General features: G+C 41.6%; 16 protein-coding genes. 11 read left to right on the top strand and 5 right to left on the bottom strand.

All coding sequences use genetic code 11. From position 1 onward, the window contains the following. Nucleotides 1-75 precede the first annotated feature (75 nt). Both N483_RS11605 and N483_RS11600 read right to left on the bottom strand, forming a co-directional pair. The gene (locus N483_RS11605; RefSeq protein WP_036977244.1) at nucleotides 76-1,284 is read right to left on the bottom strand and encodes a hypothetical protein; all 1,209 of its coding nucleotides are present in this window, start codon (nucleotides 1,282-1,284) and stop codon (nucleotides 76-78) included. A 98-nt stretch (nucleotides 1,285-1,382) separates the two neighbouring features. Beyond that, nucleotides 1,383-1,703: a hypothetical protein gene (locus tag N483_RS11600; RefSeq protein ID WP_155735411.1), complete on the bottom strand. Its 321-nt coding sequence runs from the start codon at nucleotides 1,701-1,703 to the stop codon at nucleotides 1,383-1,385. A gap of 383 nt (nucleotides 1,704-2,086) precedes the next feature. On the opposite strand from N483_RS11600, the gene egtB reads away from it, so the two are divergent. The 7 genes from egtB (at nucleotide 2,087) to N483_RS11565 (ending at nucleotide 11,346) form a co-directional block, all read left to right on the top strand. Continuing rightward, the gene (egtB, locus tag N483_RS11595) at nucleotides 2,087-3,358 is read left to right on the top strand and encodes an ergothioneine biosynthesis protein EgtB (RefSeq protein ID WP_023401688.1); all 1,272 of its coding nucleotides are present in this window, start codon (nucleotides 2,087-2,089) and stop codon (nucleotides 3,356-3,358) included. Further along, complete coding sequence (locus tag N483_RS11590) at nucleotides 3,358-4,356, top strand: L-histidine N(alpha)-methyltransferase (protein ID WP_023401689.1); 999 nt, start codon at nucleotides 3,358-3,360, stop codon at nucleotides 4,354-4,356. Before egtB ends, N483_RS11590 begins: the two co-directional genes overlap by 1 nt. Before the next feature lie 71 nt (nucleotides 4,357-4,427). Beyond that, complete coding sequence (locus tag N483_RS11585; protein WP_036977245.1) at nucleotides 4,428-5,246, top strand: PhzF family phenazine biosynthesis protein; 819 nt, start codon at nucleotides 4,428-4,430, stop codon at nucleotides 5,244-5,246. 136 nt (nucleotides 5,247-5,382) lie between these two features. Continuing rightward, the gene (locus N483_RS11580) at nucleotides 5,383-6,513 is read left to right on the top strand and encodes an efflux RND transporter periplasmic adaptor subunit (RefSeq protein ID WP_023401691.1); all 1,131 of its coding nucleotides are present in this window, start codon (nucleotides 5,383-5,385) and stop codon (nucleotides 6,511-6,513) included. A 1-nt stretch (nucleotide 6,514) separates the two neighbouring features. Next, nucleotides 6,515-9,568, top strand: coding sequence for an efflux RND transporter permease subunit (locus N483_RS11575; RefSeq protein ID WP_023401692.1), 3,054 nt, complete (start codon nucleotides 6,515-6,517; stop codon nucleotides 9,566-9,568). Nucleotides 9,569-9,969: 401 nt separating this feature from the next. Continuing rightward, on the top strand, nucleotides 9,970-10,524 hold the full coding sequence (locus tag N483_RS11570; RefSeq protein ID WP_023401693.1) for an NAD(P)H-dependent oxidoreductase: 555 nt from the start codon (nucleotides 9,970-9,972) through the stop codon (nucleotides 10,522-10,524). An 18-nt stretch (nucleotides 10,525-10,542) separates the two neighbouring features. After that, entirely contained in the window at nucleotides 10,543-11,346 is an 804-nt protein-coding gene (locus N483_RS11565) for an arylamine N-acetyltransferase family protein (protein ID WP_023401694.1), read from the top strand. 125 nt (nucleotides 11,347-11,471) lie between these two features. On the opposite strand, the gene nrdA is transcribed toward N483_RS11565, so the two are convergent. The 3 genes from nrdA to ubiG all read right to left on the bottom strand — a co-directional run bounded on the left by nrdA (nucleotide 11,472) and on the right by ubiG (nucleotide 15,446). Continuing rightward, nucleotides 11,472-13,757, bottom strand: a complete 2,286-nt coding sequence (gene nrdA, locus N483_RS11560; protein WP_023401695.1) for a class 1a ribonucleoside-diphosphate reductase subunit alpha — start codon at nucleotides 13,755-13,757, stop codon at nucleotides 11,472-11,474. A 334-nt stretch (nucleotides 13,758-14,091) separates the two neighbouring features. Then, complete coding sequence (locus tag N483_RS11555) at nucleotides 14,092-14,739, bottom strand: HAD family hydrolase (RefSeq protein ID WP_023401696.1); 648 nt, start codon at nucleotides 14,737-14,739, stop codon at nucleotides 14,092-14,094. Beyond that, the gene (gene ubiG, locus N483_RS11550; RefSeq protein ID WP_023401697.1) at nucleotides 14,736-15,446 is read right to left on the bottom strand and encodes a bifunctional 2-polyprenyl-6-hydroxyphenol methylase/3-demethylubiquinol 3-O-methyltransferase UbiG; all 711 of its coding nucleotides are present in this window, start codon (nucleotides 15,444-15,446) and stop codon (nucleotides 14,736-14,738) included. The genes N483_RS11555 and ubiG overlap by 4 nt, the downstream gene beginning before the upstream one ends. 181 nt (nucleotides 15,447-15,627) lie before the next feature. On the opposite strand from ubiG, the gene gyrA reads away from it, so the two are divergent. The 4 genes from gyrA (at nucleotide 15,628) to cmk (ending at nucleotide 21,725) form a co-directional block, all read left to right on the top strand. Then, the gene (gyrA, locus tag N483_RS11545; RefSeq protein ID WP_023401698.1) at nucleotides 15,628-18,303 is read left to right on the top strand and encodes a DNA gyrase subunit A; all 2,676 of its coding nucleotides are present in this window, start codon (nucleotides 15,628-15,630) and stop codon (nucleotides 18,301-18,303) included. Nucleotides 18,304-18,494: 191 nt separating this feature from the next. Then, on the top strand, nucleotides 18,495-19,577 hold the full coding sequence (gene serC / locus N483_RS11540; protein WP_063383347.1) for a 3-phosphoserine/phosphohydroxythreonine transaminase: 1,083 nt from the start codon (nucleotides 18,495-18,497) through the stop codon (nucleotides 19,575-19,577). Then, nucleotides 19,577-20,857, top strand: coding sequence for a 3-phosphoshikimate 1-carboxyvinyltransferase (gene aroA / locus N483_RS11535; RefSeq protein ID WP_023401701.1), 1,281 nt, complete (start codon nucleotides 19,577-19,579; stop codon nucleotides 20,855-20,857). Before serC ends, aroA begins: the two co-directional genes overlap by 1 nt. 160 nt (nucleotides 20,858-21,017) lie before the next feature. After that, nucleotides 21,018-21,725: a (d)CMP kinase gene (gene cmk, locus N483_RS11530; RefSeq protein ID WP_023401702.1), complete on the top strand. Its 708-nt coding sequence runs from the start codon at nucleotides 21,018-21,020 to the stop codon at nucleotides 21,723-21,725. The last annotated feature ends 6 nt before the right edge of the window (nucleotides 21,726-21,731 follow it).

Here is a 21,731-nt window from a genome sequence, read left to right as displayed (position 1 = left end):
GCGTGTGTCTCTGCAAGATTAGCAGGGCGACCGACTTCAGTCAGTCGCCTTCAAGGCCTATGAATATCTATGGGCCTAAACCATGTTCGCTATCATCTCAACTCCTTTCCCCCTCGAGCAATGCGAGTGACGCCCAAGCGGTTGCTTCATCAGATAAAAATAGATAGGCAGGATCGTCTTTGCTTCGGTTAACACTGATAGAGTATGTTCTCCAAGAGCCGTCAGGTTGTTGATTGTTACGCAGCCAATTAAGGGCGGATATGATATTTGGATCGTCACTTTTAACACCGGCTGCATCAAAATATAGGCAATCAAACCAGTCGAATATGCTTCCGGCTTGCGCGCGTCAGGGTGCAGCTTTCTCGGTTTGGTTGGCGCTGTTTTTTCACTATAGCGCCAATCGTTGAGCTCATATAGGATCCAACTTCCTTTATTCACTTCATCTCGATTTTGTTTTTGTAACAACTTACCAATTATTTGATTTTGCTCTTGAGGTGTTAATAACCCTTCCAATTTCGTTGATGCAAAAAGCAACCAAGCTTCTCCAAATAGATTATTTGGATTGCGACTAGCTTTAAGCCAGTTTCGTAGTTTATCTACTCGATTTATAAGCGCTTGTGGTGCATTCTCATTAAAGTAACCAGGAGCGGTGCCGATAGCAACCGCAACCTGACAAGCTGCAAAATGCTGTGCTTCTATTGAAGCTAGGGGTTCGTATGTAAAGTTAAACCAATCCCAACCGCCATCGGCGCGCTGATGAAGCCAAAGCCGTTCGAAGGCGGTAATTAACAAAGGGGAAGGTTGCAAAGCGCCTTCTCTGGCTTCTTTCATCGCGAGCAAGTAAGTGGTATTAATCGCTTCACTACCACGAGACTGAGTTAATCTGCCGGGAGGATTTACAAACCATGGCGCAACGCCTGGGCCGGCAACAAGGCGGCGACGTATGTTATCAAATATGCGCTCATTCAGTCCTGTTCCTTGCATAAGCTTAGGACGAACGAGTGTGTAAGTGTGTGTTGTGTGACAGGCATTACATTGCACTGCACCGTTGTGGTCAGTAGGCGTTTGTTGAACTGGGTAGTCGAGCCACCACTGTGCTCTGTTGTCGAGCCACTGAGCGGCTTTTAGCCTATCCCAGTGAGGCGGCTTGTTTAATGTTTCAACTTGGCTCCATGCCAAAGAGGAGTTTAAAAGCAGTAGTGGAAGCAAATACTTAAGACTATTTGAACCAAATAGCGAATTTGGATTTTGTGTTTTGCAATGTATTGTGAGATTGTTTTGCATATTAGTTTTAGGCCAATAGCCTAACCCCATTTAATTTTAAGCAGTACACAGGCTGTAGGTTAGAATTAGTATCAAAAGTAAACTTTGACAGGCAGTAGTTAGTAATTATCAAGTTGTTTATTTTGGGCCTTGACAAGTGGGTAATCGATTTCCGTTTTGGCAATCATATGGTAGTAAGTTGTAAAGATGTTCATTGCGGTGTGCGCCACAATTTCGCTTATCTCAGCATCTGTTAGTTTCAGTTCTTTTAACTTGATAAACTCGAGATCATATACTTGCCCGCGGGATTCGAGGATATGATTAACAAACTCTAATATACACTGTGTTTTTGACTCTTCCGATTTACCTTTTAAGTTAAGCGCCATTTCCTTTTTGCTCAGTCCTGCCATCTCTCCGATGACAGTGTGAGCCGCGCGCAATACGCATCTCTACAAGCTATCAATTTTAATGACTGGGTATATTTAAAGCTCAGCAACAAATCTAAAAATACAGTTGGACATAATTTAAGTTGCATCAGGCATACACGCTTTATGGGTAGTAAGGAATAATACCTTTAAAGCGATATGCATATGGTTGTTACAAAATGAAATGACTTTATTTGGTGATTTTGTGATCTCTTCTGATATGAACTTGACACCCGCCGATCGCTATACAATCTTAACTTACTGCACTGTAGGGTGTTTACACAGTCACAAGCGGGGGGATGACGACAATTTACACAGGAATTGAAGCAAAGCCTGTATGTTCGAGAGAATAATTCATAGGCGATTGACACATAACAGACTTTTCAATTAGGTAGCTTATGAGTAAGCAGCAACTGAGCAGGAACAACAAAATTACACATTTAATCGCGGAATACCTCAGGATCCGAGCGCGTTCAACTGCGCTATGTGAAAGACTTGAGGTTGAGGATTATACAGTTCAACCCATTGCGGATGTAAGTCCACCTAAATGGCATTTGGGGCATACGACATGGTTTTTTGAAGAGATTATCCTAGTAAAACACAGGGTTGATTACTCTAGATATCATCAAGGGTATCGCACGCTGTTCAACTCTTATTACAAGTCAGCTGGCGCACATTGGTTGCAAAGTCAGCGGGGTGAACTTTCGAGGCCAACCGTCAGTGAGATCATGAGTTATCGAAATTATGTAGATAAACAGCTGGTGAACTTTTTATCGACTGTTGAAGTAGACGAAGCCACCTTATCTTTACTAGAAATAGGACTGCATCATGAGCAACAGCATCAGGAATTATTGCTCATGGACATTAAATATATTTTGGGTTGCAACCCTCTATCTCCCACATTTTGTGAATCTTCTCTAGACAATACCCTCATTGAAACAGCACGTTGGCACTCATTTGACGAAGGTGTGTACGAAATCGGTGCAACCGAGAGCTGTTTTGCATACGACAATGAAAAACCGAAGCATAAGAGCTACAACTATGCATTTGCCATGAGCGAACAGTTAGTCACAAATGGGGAATACTTGGATTTTATTCAAGATGGCGGCTATGACAGGGCTGAGCTTTGGCTGAGTTTGGGGTGGGATTGGTCAAATGACAATAAAATTGTCCACCCTCTTTATTGGCAAAAAATAGATAATGAATGGTATGAGTTCACACTGCACGGATTAATGCCATTAGCGCTCAATCTTCCTGTCACACATATTAGTTATTTTGAAGCGGATGCGTTTGCCAACTGGAAAGGCAAGAGGCTGCCAACGGAGCAGGAACTAGAGATCTACCTGTCAGCTAGCTCTGATCTTGAGAGGATATCTAATATTAAAAAGCAAAGCGCAAAAAGTGCAGACATTTTTCATCCTACATCGAGTGACATGCCTTTTGGGCAAGTTTGGTGTTGGAGCAAAAGCCACTACTCGGGCTACCCAGGTTACAAACCCTATCAGGGCATGCTTAATGAATACAATGGTAAGTTTATGTGCAATCAGTTTGTTTTGAGAGGTGGGTGCGTGGCTACACCCAGTGATCATTACCGCCATAGCTACCGAAACTTTTTTGCCCCCCATCAACGCTGGATGTTTTCAGGCATTAGATTAGCGAAGGATATTTAATGACACACTTCAGATTACTCACGCAAGACTCGCACGGTGAAAATACGCAAGATGACCAGCTGGCAATCGAGGTATTGACAGGCTTGAGTGCTTCACCAAAACATTTGTCAGCAAAGTACTTTTATGACGACATTGGGAGCGAAATTTTTCAGAAAATTACTCAACATGAAGACTATTACCTGACTGCCAAAGAGGTTGAAATTTTAACCCGAATAAGCGGGCAGCTCGCACAATTAGTTGATGAACAAGAAATTGATATTATTGAGCTTGGCGTGGGGGATGGTCACAAAAGTAAGTTGATTATAGATGGTTTTTTACAAAGCGGTTGTAAAGTAAATTTCTACCCTATTGATATTTCAGAAAAAGCCATGGTGATGTTACAAGAGAACATCATACCGGATGACAAGCTATCGATTCATGGCGTCGTTGCAGAGTACTTTGAAGGGCTAAAGCTTGTTAGGAGCCAATCGAGCAACAAGCAGTTGGTGCTATTTTTAGGCTCTAATATTGGTAATTTTAATCGTGAGCAGAGCCAAGGATTTCTTAGAAAACTTTGGATGAGCTTAAATGCATCAGATTACATACTGATCGGCTACGATTTGAAAAAAGACGTGAATAAGCTCACTGCAGCATACAACGATAGAGCTGGACTTACAGCAAAATTTAATCTCAACTTACTGCATCGCATCAACAGAGAACTGGGTGGCAACTTTCAGTTGGAAAAGTTTCAACACTTTGGCGTTTACAACCCTATTTTGGGCGCTATGGAAAGTTACGTGTTATCAACCGAAAAACAGGAAGTATATATAGAGGCGTTGCAACGAACGTTTCATTTCGATGCATATGAAGCCATTCATTTAGAGTACTCGTTTAAATTCACTCCAAGTGATATTGAATGTTTGTGTCAACAAACGGGCTTTAAAGTCACCAAGCATTTTTCGGATGAACAGCATGACTTCGTTGATTCTCTGTGGCAAGTTGTTAAAGATGGCTTGTAACACAGGCTGAGTAGCCTTTGGCGAATATACCTTTGACGAGCAATTACAGTATTTTTAGGTGGGAACATACGTTGTTAAAAAAACACATTGAAGACACCCATAAGAATGCAGTTTTTGTTCGTCAGGTGTTTTGCTCTGGCCGTTATAAAGGAAATACTGCTCATGTAAAACTGTGTGTGAACTTAGCAGAGTTTACCAATGATGTGTACCTCCAATCGGTTGCTATCCGAAACGGGGTGGCTGCAACCGTTTTTATATTTGTTCAACCTGACGGCCCACATTTAATTCGCTGGTTTTCACCCCATGGTGAGATTCAATTTTGTGGTCATGGAACTTTAGCAGCTGCAGATGTATTGATAACGTTCCTGAATAGCTCACAAGAGACCCTAAACTTTCAATCTGTAAGTCACTCAATTTGTGTGAAAAGGACGGCTTCAAGTAAATATATTATGTTTCTTCCTCAGCCTGAACTGAGAATAAGCTCATTAACGCATGATATGCACAATATTTTTGGGCAAGAGGTAAGAAATTTAAAGCAAACGAAGTCTGAAAATGGCTATTTTGTAGCTCAGTTACCAAATAGAGATAGTCTATTGAAGTTTGATTTTGCAGTAGATAAATACTGTCAAACTACGCGCAGAGCGCTTGTTGTTACTACACGAGATGATAATCACTCAAACACTTTATATTTTAGATATTTTGCACCGCAATATGGGGTCAAGGAAGATTCTGCAACCGGATCCGCTGCACCGCTTTTGGCGGCATTTTGGCAGCTGCCCAACAATCAAGTTTTCAATTGTTTCCAATTGTCCAGTCACGGTGCTTTTTATCAAATCTCGCGAGAAAGCAATCAAGTATGTGTTTTTGCAAGCGTACAAACTCCCCCATAACATTAAATTTTATCTAGCTCGCTAAACAAAAAATCCGGTTTTAATTTTTTCAATATCGTTATTGACCTCAACTTAGCTTGAGGTCTTATTGTGCGCGTACTTTATGAATTGATATCCATTAAAAGAGGTTTGACGAATGAAAATAAGAGCTTGGATAGCAACTGTTGTCATGATAGCTGCACTAATAGGCACCATGGGGTACATAAAATGGATTGAAATGTCTGCTATTTTAGCAGCAGCTTCAAACACCCCGGAATACTCCGAGACCGTGGAGGCTACCCGAGTTGAAAAGGCAATGTATACACAGTCCGTTACTGTAATAGGCAATGCTGTTGCGCCTGATCATGTTGTGCTGCTGAGCGAAACATCAGGCGTGATCAAAGCGGTCAACTATTCATCTGGAGAGTGGGTTAAAAGCGGCGAGGTTATCATTCAATTAGATATTCGCAGCGAACAAGCTAATCTCAAGGCTGCTATTGCTAAGAAGAAACTAGTGTCTTCGAATTATAATCGTGTCAAAGCGCTTAGCGCTCACCAAGCGATCAGCCAAGAAGAGTTGGATACCGCACAGGCCAACCTAGTAGTCATTGAAGCCGAAATAGAAGCAATCAAAAACATAATTAGGAAAAAGACAATCACAGCGCCATTTGACGGTGTATTGGGTATCCACTCAGCGAAAGTGGGAGAGTTTTTAGATGCCAATACACGTGTTGTGTCAGTCACTGGCGATCTCGGTTATATGTGGGTCGACTTTTATATTCCGCAGACATATCACAAGCTAAGTGCAGGGAGTGAAGTTCATTTACTAAAAGTGGAAGATTCAACGGCTCCATTACAGGCAAACGCAAGTATTGTCGCAGTGGAAGACGCGCTTCAAGCAGGGATCCGAAGCCGCAAGTACAGAGCGAAAGTATGGCGTTCTGCTTTGGAAGTTGATGCAAATGAAGCCCTGTCGGTTCATGTGCCGGTGAGACAATATGACAATGTTATTAGCGTGCCTAACATGTCAGTTCTAAGGGATGTTTCAGGAGGATATATTTTCGAATTAATACCTACAGGTGGTAACGAACAATTCAGAGCTAAACGTCGACAGGTAGAAATTATTGCTGCGAATGAAGGTGTGACATTTTTGAAGCCGAGTGTGGCACCTAACAGTTTGGTTGCAGCACCTGGTGCATTTAAGTTGTTTGATGGCGTGTTGGTAAATATTGTCAGTCAACCAAGTGCTCTGGCTGGTAAATCAATCCCGTTGGACAAGGAGCTATAAGATGGAAATTTTCGTAAAAAAGCCAATCTTGGCGATTGTCTTATCTGTCGTCATTTTATTAAGCGGTCTACTCGCCGCGACTAAAATTTCCGTTTCTCAGTTTCCTAAGATTGAGAGCACCTCACTGGTTATTTCTACTCAATATAGTGGTGTATCAGCGCAAACCGTGCAAGGGTTTGTAACTGATCCCATTGAACGGGTCGCGATGACGGTTCCTGGCGTTGATTTTGTTGACTCGACTACCATTGCAGGCTCATCTACGGTAACAGCGTGGCTTAAACTGAATCAAAATAGCACAGACGCAATGGCTGAACTCAATTCAAGGCTTAGCCAAATAAAGTTTGAGCTTCCAGAAGGCGCGGAAGACCCAGCTGTTACCGTTTCTCGAGTCGACAGACCCGGTGCAACCTTTTATTTAGATGTTGAAGCACCTAATCTGAGCCGAGCTGAACTCACTGACTTTCTTAGTCGTAAAATCATGCCATTACTATCGGGTATTAATGGTGTTCAAAAAGTAGATTTAGAAGGGGCAAGAAACCCGGCGATGAGAGTGTGGCTAGACCCGATAAAAATGGCCGCATTTAACATTGGCAGTAATGAAGTATATGAAGCGATGAAAAGCAATAACGTAGTCGCTTCGTTAGGTCGTGCGAAAAATAATGCTCATGAGATAGATTTCTTAAGCAATGCAACCATGAAAACGGTTAATGATTTTGAAATGATGATCATTAAAAAGTTTGATGGCGGATTCATTCGGTTAATTGATATAGCGAGGGTAGAGAAAGGAGAAGATAGGGGCAGGGTAGATGCTCGAATAAACCAACGCCAAACCATTTACCTGTCTGTTTATCCGTTGCCGGGGGCGAATGAAATCGAAATCGGTGATGCGCTGTATGCACAGTTGGAGCAAATTAATGCAAGTTTACCGCAAGGCATCAAAATCAATATTAGCTTTGACGGTACACTTTATATGCGAGATGCCTTGCAGGAAATTTTTACAACCTTGCTGGAAACTGTGGTGCTTGTCGGTATTGTTATTCTGTTTCTTATGGGATCTTTTCGCTCGGCGATTGTTCCTTTAGTGACGATACCCATTTCAATTCTAGGCAGTATTGCTGTGATTTTAGCGATGGGCTTTTCACTTAATTTACTGACGATTTTAGCGATTGTTCTCTCTGTGGGACTGGTCGTTGACGATGCCATCGTAGTTGTTGAAAATGTTGCCAGACACATGCGTCAAGGCAAATCTCGTCTCGCCGCTGCGCTGATAAGTTCCAAAGAGCTATTTTCACCAATCGTAGCAATGACAATAACTTTGGCCGTAGTGTATGCGCCAATTGGCTTTGTCTCGGGCCTCACGGGCGCTTTGTTTAAAGAGTTTGCGTTTACCTTGGCAATCGCTGTTTTCATTTCCGGTATTGTTGCGGTCACTTTATCTCCCGTAATGAGCGCATTTGTGCTCAAAGAAGGCGGTGCAGAGAGTAATTTCACCAAACGGGTAAACCAGTTTTTTGACAGACTCGGATTGATGTATGCCAAGGCATTAAAAGCAAGCTTTAGGTATAAAGTACAAATCGTTTTCGCATCAATTGTCTTGAGCACTTTGATGGTGCCATTTTATTTGTACTCGGCAAAAGAGTTAGCGCCTGTTGAAGATCAAAGTTCAGTATACATTGTCTCGGATGCACCTCCCGCTTCTACGTTGGCTTATGGTACTGAATATATGTCTAAAGCCGTTGATACTTTGAGTCAAAACCAAGGGGTTGAAGCTATTTGGCAAATTATACGCCCAGGTAATGCATTCAGTGGTATCAACTTTGTTGATTTTGAACAAAGGGATGAGTCAGTTCAATCGATGTTACCGACAATATACGGGCAGTTATCTCAGGTTTCTGGTATTAAAGTATTTCCTGTTTTGCCCATGCCTTTACCAACTGCTGGACAGTTTGATGTGGAGCTAGTGGTGCAATCTCAAGATAGTTATGAAGAAATGTTGAATTATGCGTATCAATTGGTTGGCGCGGCATATGAAACGAACATGTTTCTTTTTGTAGATACTGATTTAAAAGTGGATCGTTTGCTGGCACATTTTGAATTTAATCATCAACAAATGGCTGATTTGGGGTTGGATGTATCAAATGTTGTCAATCAAGTGTCATCTTTACTTTCTGAGCAGGCGGTGAATCGCTTTGATGCTGACGGTAGGGCATACCGTGTCATACCTATGGTTGAACATAAAGACCGCCGTTTCGCTGAAGCTGCTTTGGGACTACATATAAAACTTCCCAGCGGTGATTTGATCCAGTTGAGTTCAATTGCGGCGCTTAAAGAGGCGGTTGGGCCAAGACAAAGGGGGAAATTTAATCAGCAAAATGCATTTAGAATTCTTGGCGGAGTGGCGCCCGGGGTGACGGCTGAGCAGGCACTTCAAGCGCTTGAAGAACAAGCTCGAAATATATTACCCGATGGGTATTCGCTAAATTATGCTGGAAACAGTCGTCAGCTTAGAAAGCAAGGCAATAGCTTTTTAGCGACATTGAGCGTCGCCATTCTAGTGGTCTACTTGGTACTAGCTGTGCAATTTAACAGTTTTAGATCGCCATTGGTGATTTTATTGGGGTCAGTGCCGTTAGCGATCTCTGGCGCTATGTCATTTAGCTTTTTCAATCTAACAAGTATGAATATCTACGCCCAGATTGGACTTATTACATTGGTTGGTTTAATCGCAAAAAATGGCATCTTGATCACAGAGTTTGCAAATGAATTATTGTCGCAAGGAAAGTCCAAGAGTGAGGCGATTATTGAAGGAGCTGTGGTTAGATTGAGGCCAATCATGATGACAACCGCAGCGACCGTGTTGGGTCATTTTCCTCTGGTGTTGGTTTCTGGAGCCGGTGCCGAAGCAAGAAACAGTATAGGGATTATTTTAGTTGCTGGTATGTTGATAGGCACAGTGTTCACGCTATTTGTGCTACCGACGGTTTATATGTTGCTTGCAAAAAACGCTCAGCAGATAAAAAGTGAAAACAATCAACTTCTCACAGCGGATAATTAATCGTGATGGTCAGGTAAAATAAGTACTTTGCATCTCTTTTACCTGACCGTTGTCGTATTATATCTGACTAGCATGTCTGCAATCGCCTTCTCTAAACCATATCGCAATATAATAGTGTTTTATTTGAGCTTACATCTACGCTGTAATTTATTAAGACCTTCAAATTAATTTCGAATTATTTTACTAGGTATTACAGAGTCGCCATATTTGACTGTGTTACGACTCAGTTAGTGTCCGTGTTTTTCTCTAGCTTTTTGCTCTTGTAGCTAAAAGTTATTTTAAGTGCTTGACCTCAACTTAACTTCAGGTTTTAGAGTTGCATTACACGGTTTGAGGCATGTAGGGCTTTAAAGAATTGCTACTTAAATCGATAACTAATGATTAATTAATGAGGGCTTTAAATGAATATACTGGCATTTGGTGCAAGCAATAGTAAAAAATCAATAAATCAAAAACTGGCTTTCTATGCGGCTTCACAAGTAAGTGGCGCGTCTATTTCTCTCATCGATCTCAATGACTATGAAATGCCAATTTATAGTGAAGATAGAGAGAAGGAGTCTGGTATACCCGAGCTCGCAACTTGCTTTTACAACAAAATAGCAGAGGCAGACTTAATTGTGGTTTCATTCGCAGAATATAATAGTTCTTATACTGCCGCTTATAAAAACTTGCTTGACTGGACATCGAGAGTTGGCATGCATATTTTTCAGCAAAAGCAGGTGCTCATGCTGGCCACATCACCGGGTGCTGGAGGGGCAAAAAGAGTGTTATCATCAGCACAATCTTCAGCTAGTAGCTTCAGTGCTAACCTTATTGGCGCAATATCTCTTCCTAGTTTTTATGACAATTTTGATTTGGAAACAAACACGGTCACGAGTGATGAGTTTAATACTCAGTTATTAAATTCGTTTAAGAGTAATGACATTGAGCCTATCAGTTTAAGCCAGATCCAGTAATAAAGCAGAGGTATACCCATGAATAGTGAATTACTAGCAAAGTATTTTAATAGAATTAACCTTAAAACTGACGCGATTGTGGATATTGATTCGCTTTTCCATATTCATCAATTACAACATGAGTTCATTCCTTTTGAGAACCTCGACATTATTGATGGTAAATCCATAGACTTATCAAATGAGCATGTATTTAAAAAGCTTGTGGACAAGCAGCGGGGAGGATACTGCTATGAATTAAATGGCTTGTTATACCAAGTATTAAAGACCATTGGTTTTGAGGTGACGCAAGCATTAGGTAGAGTTCATTTGTCAGATAAGCCTACAGGTCGTGGGCACCTTGTCAATTTAGTGTCAATAGATGACCAGCAATGGGTTGTTGATGCAGGATTTGGTGCTAATACACCGAGAAAGCCATTACCTTTGATATTTGATCAGGAGTTTGATACCGACAAACAAGTTTTTCGATTTGTCAAAGACACTACTTTTGGTGTGATGCTACAAAGTAAAATTGAAGATGGCTGGCAAAATCTTTACAGCCTTGACATGAGCTATGTCTGTGAGGGAGATATTGAGTATGGCAATCACTTTGCTTCTACCGGTTCTAGCTCTCTATTTACATCGAATATAGTGATGGTAAAACGTACAAAATATGGGAAAAACATATTATTTAATAATAGGTTAAAAATTGACACGCAAGACGAAACCATAGAGACAATATTGGACAGTGAGCAGCTGTTTAATCAAGCTTTGAAAGAGCATTTTGGCATCAAAAAGAAGGTTGCTTACGAAAAAATAGCTGGTTACGTCAATTGGGCTGAATAATTTAGAGCGATTAATATTGTGTTGGATCTGATGTAATGGGTTGATTGCTGAAGTGAGAGTGAAAGCAGTGTCTTTTTTGACAAAAAAGCCCAGCAATAACTGGGCTTTTATTATTTTAAAGCTTGTTAAATCTTACAAGCGCCGCCTTCGCAGCCATCATCTTCTGGCTCAGGCTTTAACTCATCTTGTGCATCGGCTGCACCATCGCGAGTATTGTGGTAGTAAAGAGTTTTTACACCAAGCTTGTATGCTGTTAGTAAGTCTTTTAGCAACAACTTCATTGGCACCTTACCGCCGTCAAACTTAGTTGGATCATAGTTTGTATTTGCAGAAATAGTTTGGTCGACAAACTTTTGCATAATACCAACTAGACCAAGGTAGCCATCATTTGAAGGGATATCCCATAGCAATTCATATTGGTCTTTAAGCTTTTCGTACTCAGGTACAACTTGCTTTAAGATACCATCTTTACTTGCTTTTACGCTGATATGGCCTCGAGGTGGTTCAATACCATTCGTTGCGTTAGAGATTTGAGAAGAGGTCTCTGAAGGCATCAATGCTGATAGCGTAGAGTTTCTCATACCATACTCTTGGATACTTGCTCTTAGCGAATCCCAATCAAGGTGTAACGGCTCATCACAAATTGCATCGATGTCTTTTTTGTATGTATCGATTGGCATAATACCTTGTGAATACGTCGTTTCATTGAACTTAGGACAAGCACCGCGCTCTTTTGCAAGTTCGTTTGAAGCTTTCATTAAGTAATACTGTATTGCTTCAAATGTTTTGTGTGTCAGGCCATTTGCGCTGCCGTCTGAGTACTTTTTACCATTTTTAGCAAGGTAGTAAGCGAAGTTGATAACACCAATACCTAGCGTACGACGTCCCATTGTTGCAGTGTGAGCTGCTGGTACTGGGTAATCTTGGAAATCAAGCAGGTTATCAAGTGCACGTACCGCTAGCTCAGCGAGTTCTTCAAGCTCTGAAAGATCGTTAATCGCGCCTAAGTTAAATGCAGACAAGGTACAAAGTGCGATTTCGCCTTCTGCATCATTTACATTGTTTAGAGGCTTAGTCGGAAGTGCTATTTCTAAACATAAGTTTGATTGACGGATTGGCGCAACTTTTGAGTCAAACGGGCTGTGTGTATTACAGTGGTCAACATTCTGTAAGTAAATACGACCTGTACTTGCACGCTCTTGTGCGAACATTGAAAACAGCTCAATCGCTTTGATGCGTTTTTTACGAATAGATTCGTCTTGCTCATACTTTAGGTATAGCTCTTCGAATAGTGCTTGATCTTCGAAGAATGCATCATACAACCCCGGTGTATCAGAAGGGCTGAATAGGGTAATGTAGTCGTCTTTTAGTAGACGCGTGTACATTGTTTTGTTGAATTGCACACCATAGTCTAAATGGCGAACACGGTTTTCTTCAACACCACGGTTATTTTTCAGAACAAGTAGGTTTTCTACTTCTAAATGCCACAATGGGTAGAAAAGGGTCGCAGCACCACCACGCACACCGCCTTGTGAACAGCTTTTAACGGCTGTTTGGAAGTGCTTGTAGAATGGAATACAGCCAGTATGGAAAGCTTCACCGTTGCGAATAGGGCTACCTAGTGCACGAATACGACCGGCATTAACACCAATACCAGCTCGCTGACTCACATACTTTACGATTGCAGAAGAGGTCGCGTTGATTGAATCTAAGCTATCATCACATTCGATTAGTACACATGAGCTAAACTGACGCGTTGGTGTACGCACACCTGCCATGATAGGCGTTGGCAATGAAATTTTGAATTGTGAAACTGCATCGTAAAAACGCTTAATATAGTCTAGACGAGTCTCTTTTTCATAATCTGAGAATAGGCTTGCTGCAACTAGCATGTATAGAAACTGCGCGCTCTCATAAATCTCACCAGTTACTCGGTTTTGTACCAAGTATTTACCTTCAAGTTGTTTAACCGCTGCGTAACTGAATGTCATATCACGGCTGTGGTCGAGATACTCATTTAATTCGTGAAGCTCTTCGCGGGTGTAGTCTTTCAATAGGTGTTCGTCGTAGCGCTTATCTTCAACCAACTTGGCTACATGATCATATAAATGTGGTGGCTCAAATTGACCGTAAGCTTTCTTTCTTAAATGGAACACTGCAAGACGTGCTGCTAGATATTGATAATCTGGCGTATCTTTTGAAATTAAATCAGCAGCTGCTTTAATGATTGTTTCATGGATATCTTCAGTACGGATCCCATCGTAAAATTGGATATGAGACTTCAATTCCACTTGAGAGACTGAAACATTGTCTAGGCCTTCGGCAGCCCAAGTTATCACACGATGGATTTTATCTAAATCAAGCGGCTCTTTACGACCGTTTCTTTTACTGACAGATAATTGTTGGTTCATAAGCTATGCCTGTATTCCCAAATTCTTATATTGGCTAGGAAATCACCACTAGATATGGTGCCTATTTGAAAGTGCATCACAAGATAGTGTGGTTATTTGTATTTTGCAATAGAACAACTTCACTCAAATTGTGGATAACATTGGGATAAAATTAGCGTGTTAGTGTTTACTAACCTTCTGTTATCCACGAAGTCTGCGTGCGTAAAAAAATCAACGTTAGTTCGGCAATTTTTGTCTTTTTTTAACAAAAAAACTGAATGATTTTTTTATGTTCAATTTATTGCCCAACTAAGTGTAAGACACAATATGTAGTGTCTCAAATTTAAATTTTTCACTATATGTGCGAAATTAACTCATTTGGTTGCTTTAAGTTTAACTCGGCTTGCCAGGAAAGTGCTTCGTCAAGAGAAGGAATGAACCCCCATAAAGCTGTGACTGAGCGCATCTTTGCTGCTTTAGCTGCTTCGATATCACGTTGTGCATCACCTACATAAGTACACTGTGTTGCCGTAACACCAAGTTTTTTAGCAGCATATAGCAGTGGTTCAGGGTGGGGTTTGGCGACTTTTAACGTATCTCCACACACAACTGCTTTAATATCTTTTAATGCATCTATTTTTGCAAGAAGTGGGAAAGTCAAAAACTCAGGCTTGTTTGTTACTATACCAACAGCGATATCTTGCGCATAGAGCGATTTTAGCATATCGGTAATACCGTCAAAGCAATGGCTGTGAACAGAAATATTTTGTTCATAATAGTCTAAAACTTGCTTCCTTAATGAGGCAAAGTCGTAGTCGACCAACTTGTCTTTAAAGCCTACTTCTAACAGGGCTTTTACCCCATTAGAGATTGCCGGACTATATTCATTTTTGGGTAAAGTCGGTAATCCGTGCTCTTTGAGCACGTGATTTAACGCAGCCCCGAGGTCGTCACTGGTATCTAATAGCGTACCATCTAAATCGAACAGAACGGCTTTGGTCATGCTAATTTCTCAAAGTGAAGTAGGTAGTTAACACTGACGTCTTTAGTAAGCGTAAATGTCTTAGTAAATGGGTTATAACTGATACCAGCTGCATTACGCACTTTTAAACCATGTTCTTCGGCCCAGCCAATTAGCGTCGACGGTCGAATGAATTTGTTGTGATCATGCGTACCTTCAGGAACCATTTTTAATACTTTTTCGGCCGCGACCACTGCAAGTAAGTAGGCTTTGTGTGTTTTATTTAACGTAGAGAAAAAGACACTGGCACCTGGTTTTGCTGCCTGTGCAACGGCGCCAATAATCGCAGCTGGGTCAGGCACGTGTTCAAGCATTTCCATACAAGTAACTACATCAAACTCTTCTGTATGCTGCTGTGCAAATACTTCGGCAGGGATCTTCTGGTAGTCCACATCTACGCCGCTTTCAAGACTGTGCAACTTGGCAACGTTTAATGGCTCTTGACCCATATCAATGCCAGTGGCTTGTGCCCCAAGCTTTGCCATGCTTTCTGTCAGGATCCCACCTCCGCAACCGACATCTAGTACTTTTTTAGAAAACAAGCCTGTGCTTTTGTCATTAATAAAGTCCAATCTCAATGGGTTGATGTCATGTAGCGGTTTAAATTCTCCCTCGGTATCCCACCATCGCTCGGCGATTTCTTCAAATTTTGCGATTTCTTGGTGATCTACATTTTGATGTTCGGTCATAAAAAGCTTCCTCGTTTATCTGGGCGCATTGTATTGGCTATTTATAAAAATACCAGACATTTTACGACTGCAAATTGAATTTAACTGTGTTACTATCGGCAGCCGAATAAATAATAACTTAACCCTTTGTTGCTAATAGTTTGACACAAAAGGGCAAGACTCTGAAGGAAAGTGGTATCAAATGACTGATCTCGCCAATGAAATCCTCCCGGTCAATATTGAAGATGAATTGAAAAATTCATACCTAGATTACGCGATGAGCGTAATTGTAGGGCGTGCATTGCCAGACGTACGTGACGGACTAAAACCAGTTCACCGTCGTGTACTTTTCGCAATGAACGAGCTACGTAATGACTGGAATAAACCTTATAAAAAATCAGCTCGTGTAGTCGGTGACGTCATCGGTAAATACCACCCTCATGGTGATAGTGCGGTATACGATACTATCGTACGTATGGCTCAGCCGTTTTCGTTGCGCTATATGTTGGTAGACGGTCAAGGTAACTTCGGTTCTGTAGATGGTGACTCAGCTGCGGCAATGCGTTATACCGAAGTACGTATGGCTAAAATGTCTCACGAACTACTTGCTGACTTAGAGAAAGAAACTGTTGATTATGTGCCAAACTACGATGGCACTGAGCAAATTCCTGATGTATTACCGACCAAGGTTCCAAACCTATTGGTAAATGGTTCATCAGGTATCGCAGTTGGTATGGCGACAAATATTCCGCCACACAATCTAACTGAAGTTATCAATGGCTGTTTGGCTATTATTCAAAACCCAGATCTCACCATTGAAGAGCTAATGGAATATATCCCAGGCCCAGATTTCCCAACAGCGGCAATCATTAGTGGTAAAAAAGGGATTGAGCAAGCTTATAAAACGGGTCGTGGTAAAGTTTACATCCGTGCTCGTGCTGAAATTGAGACGGACGAAAAAACGGGCAAAGAAACAATTATTGTCCATGAGATCCCTTATCAGGTTAACAAAGCTCGCCTTATTGAAAAAATTGCCGAGTTAGTAAAAGATAAAAAAGTCGAAGGCATCAGTGCGTTACGTGATGAGTCTGATAAAGACGGAATGCGTATCGTCATTGAGATCAAGCGTGGAGAAGTGGGTGAGGTTGTATTAAATAACCTATACGCTCAAACGCAGCTTCAAACTGTGTTCGGTATGAACATGGTTGCGCTAGACAATAACCAGCCTAAGTGTTTCAACTTGAAAGAAATGCTAGAGGCGTTTGTTATCCACCGCCGCGAAGTTGTCACACGTCGTACTGTATTTGACTTGCGTAAAGCTAGAGACAGAGCACATACACTTGAAGGCTTGGCAATCGCCCTTGCGAATATAGATCCTATTATCGAACTTATTCGAAAGTCACCAACTCCATCAGAGGCTAAGGCTGCGTTAACTTCACGCGCATGGGAGCTAGGTTCAGTAGCACCAATGTTAGAGCGTGCTGGCGAGCAAAATGTTGCTAGACCTGACTGGTTAGCGGATGAACTTGGTATTAGAGATGGTCAGTACTACCTATCCGAGCAACAGGCACAAGCAATTCTAGACTTACGTTTACATAAGCTAACCGGTCTAGAGCATGAGAAGATCTTAGGTGAGTACCAAGAGCTTCTTGATGTGATTGCAGAGCTACTATTTATTCTTTCTTCACCAGAGCGTCTAATGGAAGTAATCCGTGACGAATTGGTTGAAATTAAAGAAGTATATGGCGATGAACGCCGGACAGAAATCACAGCAGCAGCTCATGACATCAGCTTAGAAGACCTGATTAATGAAGAAGACGTTGTAGTAACGCTTTCACACGAAGGGTATGTAAAATACCAGCCATTATCAGACTACGAAGCGCAGCGCCGTGGTGGTAAAGGTAAAGCGGCAACTAAGATGAAAGATGAAGACTTTATCGAGCGTCTACTTGTTGCCAATACCCATGACACGATATTGTGCTTCTCGACAGCTGGCCGACTATATTGGCTAAAAGTTTATCAATTACCATTGGCGTCACGTCAAGCACGTGGTAAGCCGATAGTAAACTTATTGCCATTGGAAGCTGACGAGCGAATTACAACAATTCTTCCAGTTCGAGAGTACGAAGAAGACAAATATGTCTTGATGGCAACGGCAAATGGTACAGTTAAGAAGACACCATTGACTGCGTACAGTCGACAACGTGCAAGTGGTATCATTGCAATCAACCTTAATGAAGGTGATAACCTAATTGGTGCAGATATCACTGATGGCAGTAATGACATCATGCTATTTACTGATCACGGTAAGGTTGTGCGTTTCAATGAAAAGTTACGCGATTCTGAGACTGGTGAAGTGAAACTTGACCCTGAAACGGGTGAAGAAATGTTAGCCTTGCGTCCAATGGGTCGTACTGCGACAGGTGTTCGCGGCATCAAGATGCCTGATGGCGTGAAAGTTGTATCTTTAATTGTGCCGAAAAATGATGGTGCAATTTTGACTGTAACAGAAAATGGTTATGGTAAGCGCACACCACTTGACGAGTACCCTGCTAAGAGTCGTGCAACACAAGGTGTTGTATCGATCAAAGTAACTGAACGTAATGGTAACGTGGTTGGTGCAGTACAAGTAGAAGATAACAATGAGATTATGCTTATCTCTAACCGTGGTACTTTGGTTAGAACACGCGTAAATGAAGTCTCTACAGTCGGTCGTAACACGCAAGGTGTTATTTTGATCCGTACTATAGAAGACGAACAAGTTGTTGGGCTTCAGCGCATCGAAGAAATTGAAGTAGATGACATTGATGATGCAGTTGTAGATGATGCAACTGGCGAAGAAGCACCACCAAGTGCACCAGAACAAGATTCTGAATAATACAAAAGCGGCTTAGGCCGCTTTTTTATTAAAAAAATTCAACCAACCAAGATGATTTAGTCCAGAATTTTGTTTTATCTGACTCCGTATTTGATGTAAATTCATAGATTGAAAATTTTATTTCCGTGTCGCGTTGTACAAACTTTATTTGTGTTGTTTGAGCGATACGTCTTATTTGGAATGAGGAAAATATGACTGTTTATAACTTTTGTGCAGGTCCTGCTATGTTGCCACCCGCCGTCATGGAGAAAGCGCAAGCTGAGTTCATTAACTGGCAGGGGTTGGGCGTATCTGTTATGGAGATCAGCCACCGTTCAAAGCCATTTTTAAAACTGGCAGAAGAATGTGAAGCGAGCCTGAGAAGATTAATGAATATCTCGGATGAATTTGAAGTGCTATTTATGCATGGTGGTGGTAGAGGGCACTTCTCTGCTGTACCTTTGAATCTGCATTTAGATAGTGCGCCAGGCGTGTATGTAGAAAATGGTATTTGGTCTGTGGGTGCGACCAAAGAGGGCGCTAAATTTACACAAGTAGAATCAGTTGATATTCGCACCGACAAAGATGGTCAATTTGATATTTTACCAGTTTCAGAATGGTCACTACCACAAAACGCATCATTTATTCATTATTGCCCGAATGAAACCATCGATGGTATCGAAATATTTGAAGTGCCTAAACATCCTACAGCGCCGATTGTTGCCGATATGTCTTCAATGATTCTCTCTCGCGAAATCAACGTAGATGACTTTGATTTGATTTATGCTGGTGCACAAAAAAATATTGGTCCTTCTGGTTTAAGTATCGCAATTATTCGCAAGACGTTATTAGAAAGAGAAGGCCTGCCAAAGCCTGCAATTTTAGATTATGCCATCGAAGCAAAGCAAAATAGCATGTACAACACACCCCCAACTTATGCTTGGTATTTAGCTGCCGAAGTATTTAAGTATCTTGAGTCTATAGGCGGTGTGCCTGCGATGGAGAAACATAATAAGGAAAAAGCAGCGCTTCTATACGACTATATTGATAGCTCTGATTTTTACTACAACAAAGTGGCAGAGTCTTGTCGTTCATTGATGAACGTCCCATTTTGGTTAAAAGATGATGCATTAAATGACAGCTTCCTACAGCAAGCTGAACAAAACGGCTTAATGGCACTTGAAGGCCACAGATTTGTAGGTGGTATGCGTGCAAGCATCTACAACGCTATGCCAAAAGAAGGTATTGAAGCACTTATTGCATTTATGGAAAAGTTTGCCAAGGAGCATAGTTGATGGAACAGTTACCTTTAAAACCAATTAAGAAAGTGTCTGGTTCAGTTACATTACCTGGCTCAAAAAGTTTATCAAACCGTATTTTGTTGCTCGCAGCCTTGTGTGACGGCGTCACTGAGGTGCGAAATCTACTGGATAGTGACGATATTCGTCATATGCTCGCAGCACTTGACGTCATGGGTGTTAAAGTCGAACTAAACGACGACAAAACGGTTGCACTGGTGCACGGTAATGGCGGACAGTTTAAAACGCCATCTGAACCTTTATTTTTAGGTAACGCAGGCACTGCATTTCGACCTTTAACAGCGGTTTTGGCGGCGACACAAGGTAAGTTCACGCTTACGGGTGAGCCGAGAATGGAAGAGCGCCCAATTGGTCACCTTGTAGATGCTTTGGATGCACTAGGAGCTGATGTTACTTATCTTAAAAATGAGCACTACCCACCACTAGAGATCACAGGCAAAAAGCTGCAAGGCGGAACAGTTGAAATTGACGGTAGTATCTCAAGTCAATTTTTAACTGCTTTGTTGATGGCTGCGCCGATATTTGACGGAGACAGTGAAATTAAAATCTCTGGAGAGTTGGTCTCTAAGCCATATATTGATATTACGCTTGGTGTTATGAAGCAATTCGGTGTGGTCGTTGAGCACGATGACTACCAAATTTTTTATGTCAAAGGACAGCAAGGTTATACATCGCCTAAAAGTATAATGGTTGAAGGCGATGCGTCGTCTGCTTCTTACTTTGTTGCAGCTGCTGCTATTGCCGGTGGTGAAATCGAGATCAATGGCGTTGGTAAATCGAGTGTACAAGGTGATATTGGCTTCGCAAAAGTCATGGAACAAGTGGGTGCAAAAATTGAATGGTTTGACGAGAAGCTTATTGTCAAAAAGGGCCAGTTAATAGGGGTGGATATTGATGCAAATGCGATCCCAGATGCGGCAATGACACTTGCGACAGTGGCATTATTTGCAGAAGGTAAAACTGCCATTCGCAATATTTACAACTGGCGAGTTAAAGAAACTGACCGATTGTATGCCATGGCCACAGAACTTCGTAAAGTCGGCGCTGAAGTTGTTGAAGGCGAGGATTTTATTGAAATTACGCCTCCAGAAGAGTTTAAACTTGCTGAGATCGACACTTATAACGATCATCGAATCGCAATGTGCTTTTCGATGGTGTCTGTGGGTGGGCAACCCGTTACCATTAACGACCCAGGTTGTACTGCTAAAACTTTCCCGACCTACTTTGACGTATTGGCATCAATTTCACATCACTAATATTTCTGCAAAAAGAGCGTGTTTCTTACACGCTCTCATACCTATAAAAGATACAAATCCGACAATAGAACAAAAAGTTACATGTTGATAAGGATCTATTCAGCAAACTTGCGTATAATGGGCGCCGATTTATATAAGGTGTGCATTTCAGGAGGTTTTAATGCAGGCTGCAATGCCCGTAATCACCGTAGACGGCCCCAGCGGTTCTGGCAAAGGGACTGTTTGTCGCTTGTTGGCTGAGAAACTAAATTGGGATGTATTAGATAGTGGCGCAATTTATCGCGTGTTATCTATTGCAGTGTTACATCATCAAATCGCTCTGGATAATGAAGAAGCGCTTGTGCCACTGGCTGCGAATCTGGATGTCCAATTTGTGATTGATAGTGCGTCAAAGAAGTCTAAAATCGTACTAGAAGGTGAAGATGTAACGAACACTATTCGAAATGAAGAAGTAGGTGCCACAGCTTCTAAAATTGCAATGCTTCCACGCGTTAGGGAAGCGCTCCTTCGCAGGCAGCGTGCGTTCAGAACAGAAAACGGCCTTATCGCAGATGGCCGAGATATGGGTACCGTTGTTTTTCCATCAGCTGAATTAAAAATTTATCTCACAGCGAGTGCCGAAGAACGAGCTAAGAGACGCTTTAATGAGTTGAAGGAAAAAGGCCTTGATGTTACAATTGAGGGCCTTTTAGAAGATATTAAAGCACGTGATGAGCGAGATATGAATAGAAAGGTGGCGCCGCTAGTGCCAGCTGATGATGCTATTCATATTGATACCACGACTTTAGATGCCGACCAAGTGTACCAGCAAGTACTTAAACTTGTTGATGAAGCTGTATTGGCAGGTAAACTTCCAAAAGTTAGCTAATTTTTC

This window comes from Pseudoalteromonas luteoviolacea NCIMB 1944, assembly GCF_001625565.1.
GTDB classification, from domain to species: Bacteria; Pseudomonadota; Gammaproteobacteria; order Enterobacterales; family Alteromonadaceae; genus Pseudoalteromonas; species Pseudoalteromonas luteoviolacea_F.
The sequence above is the reverse complement of the archived record's forward strand: the minus strand, read 5'-3'. Positions and strand labels throughout refer to the sequence as shown.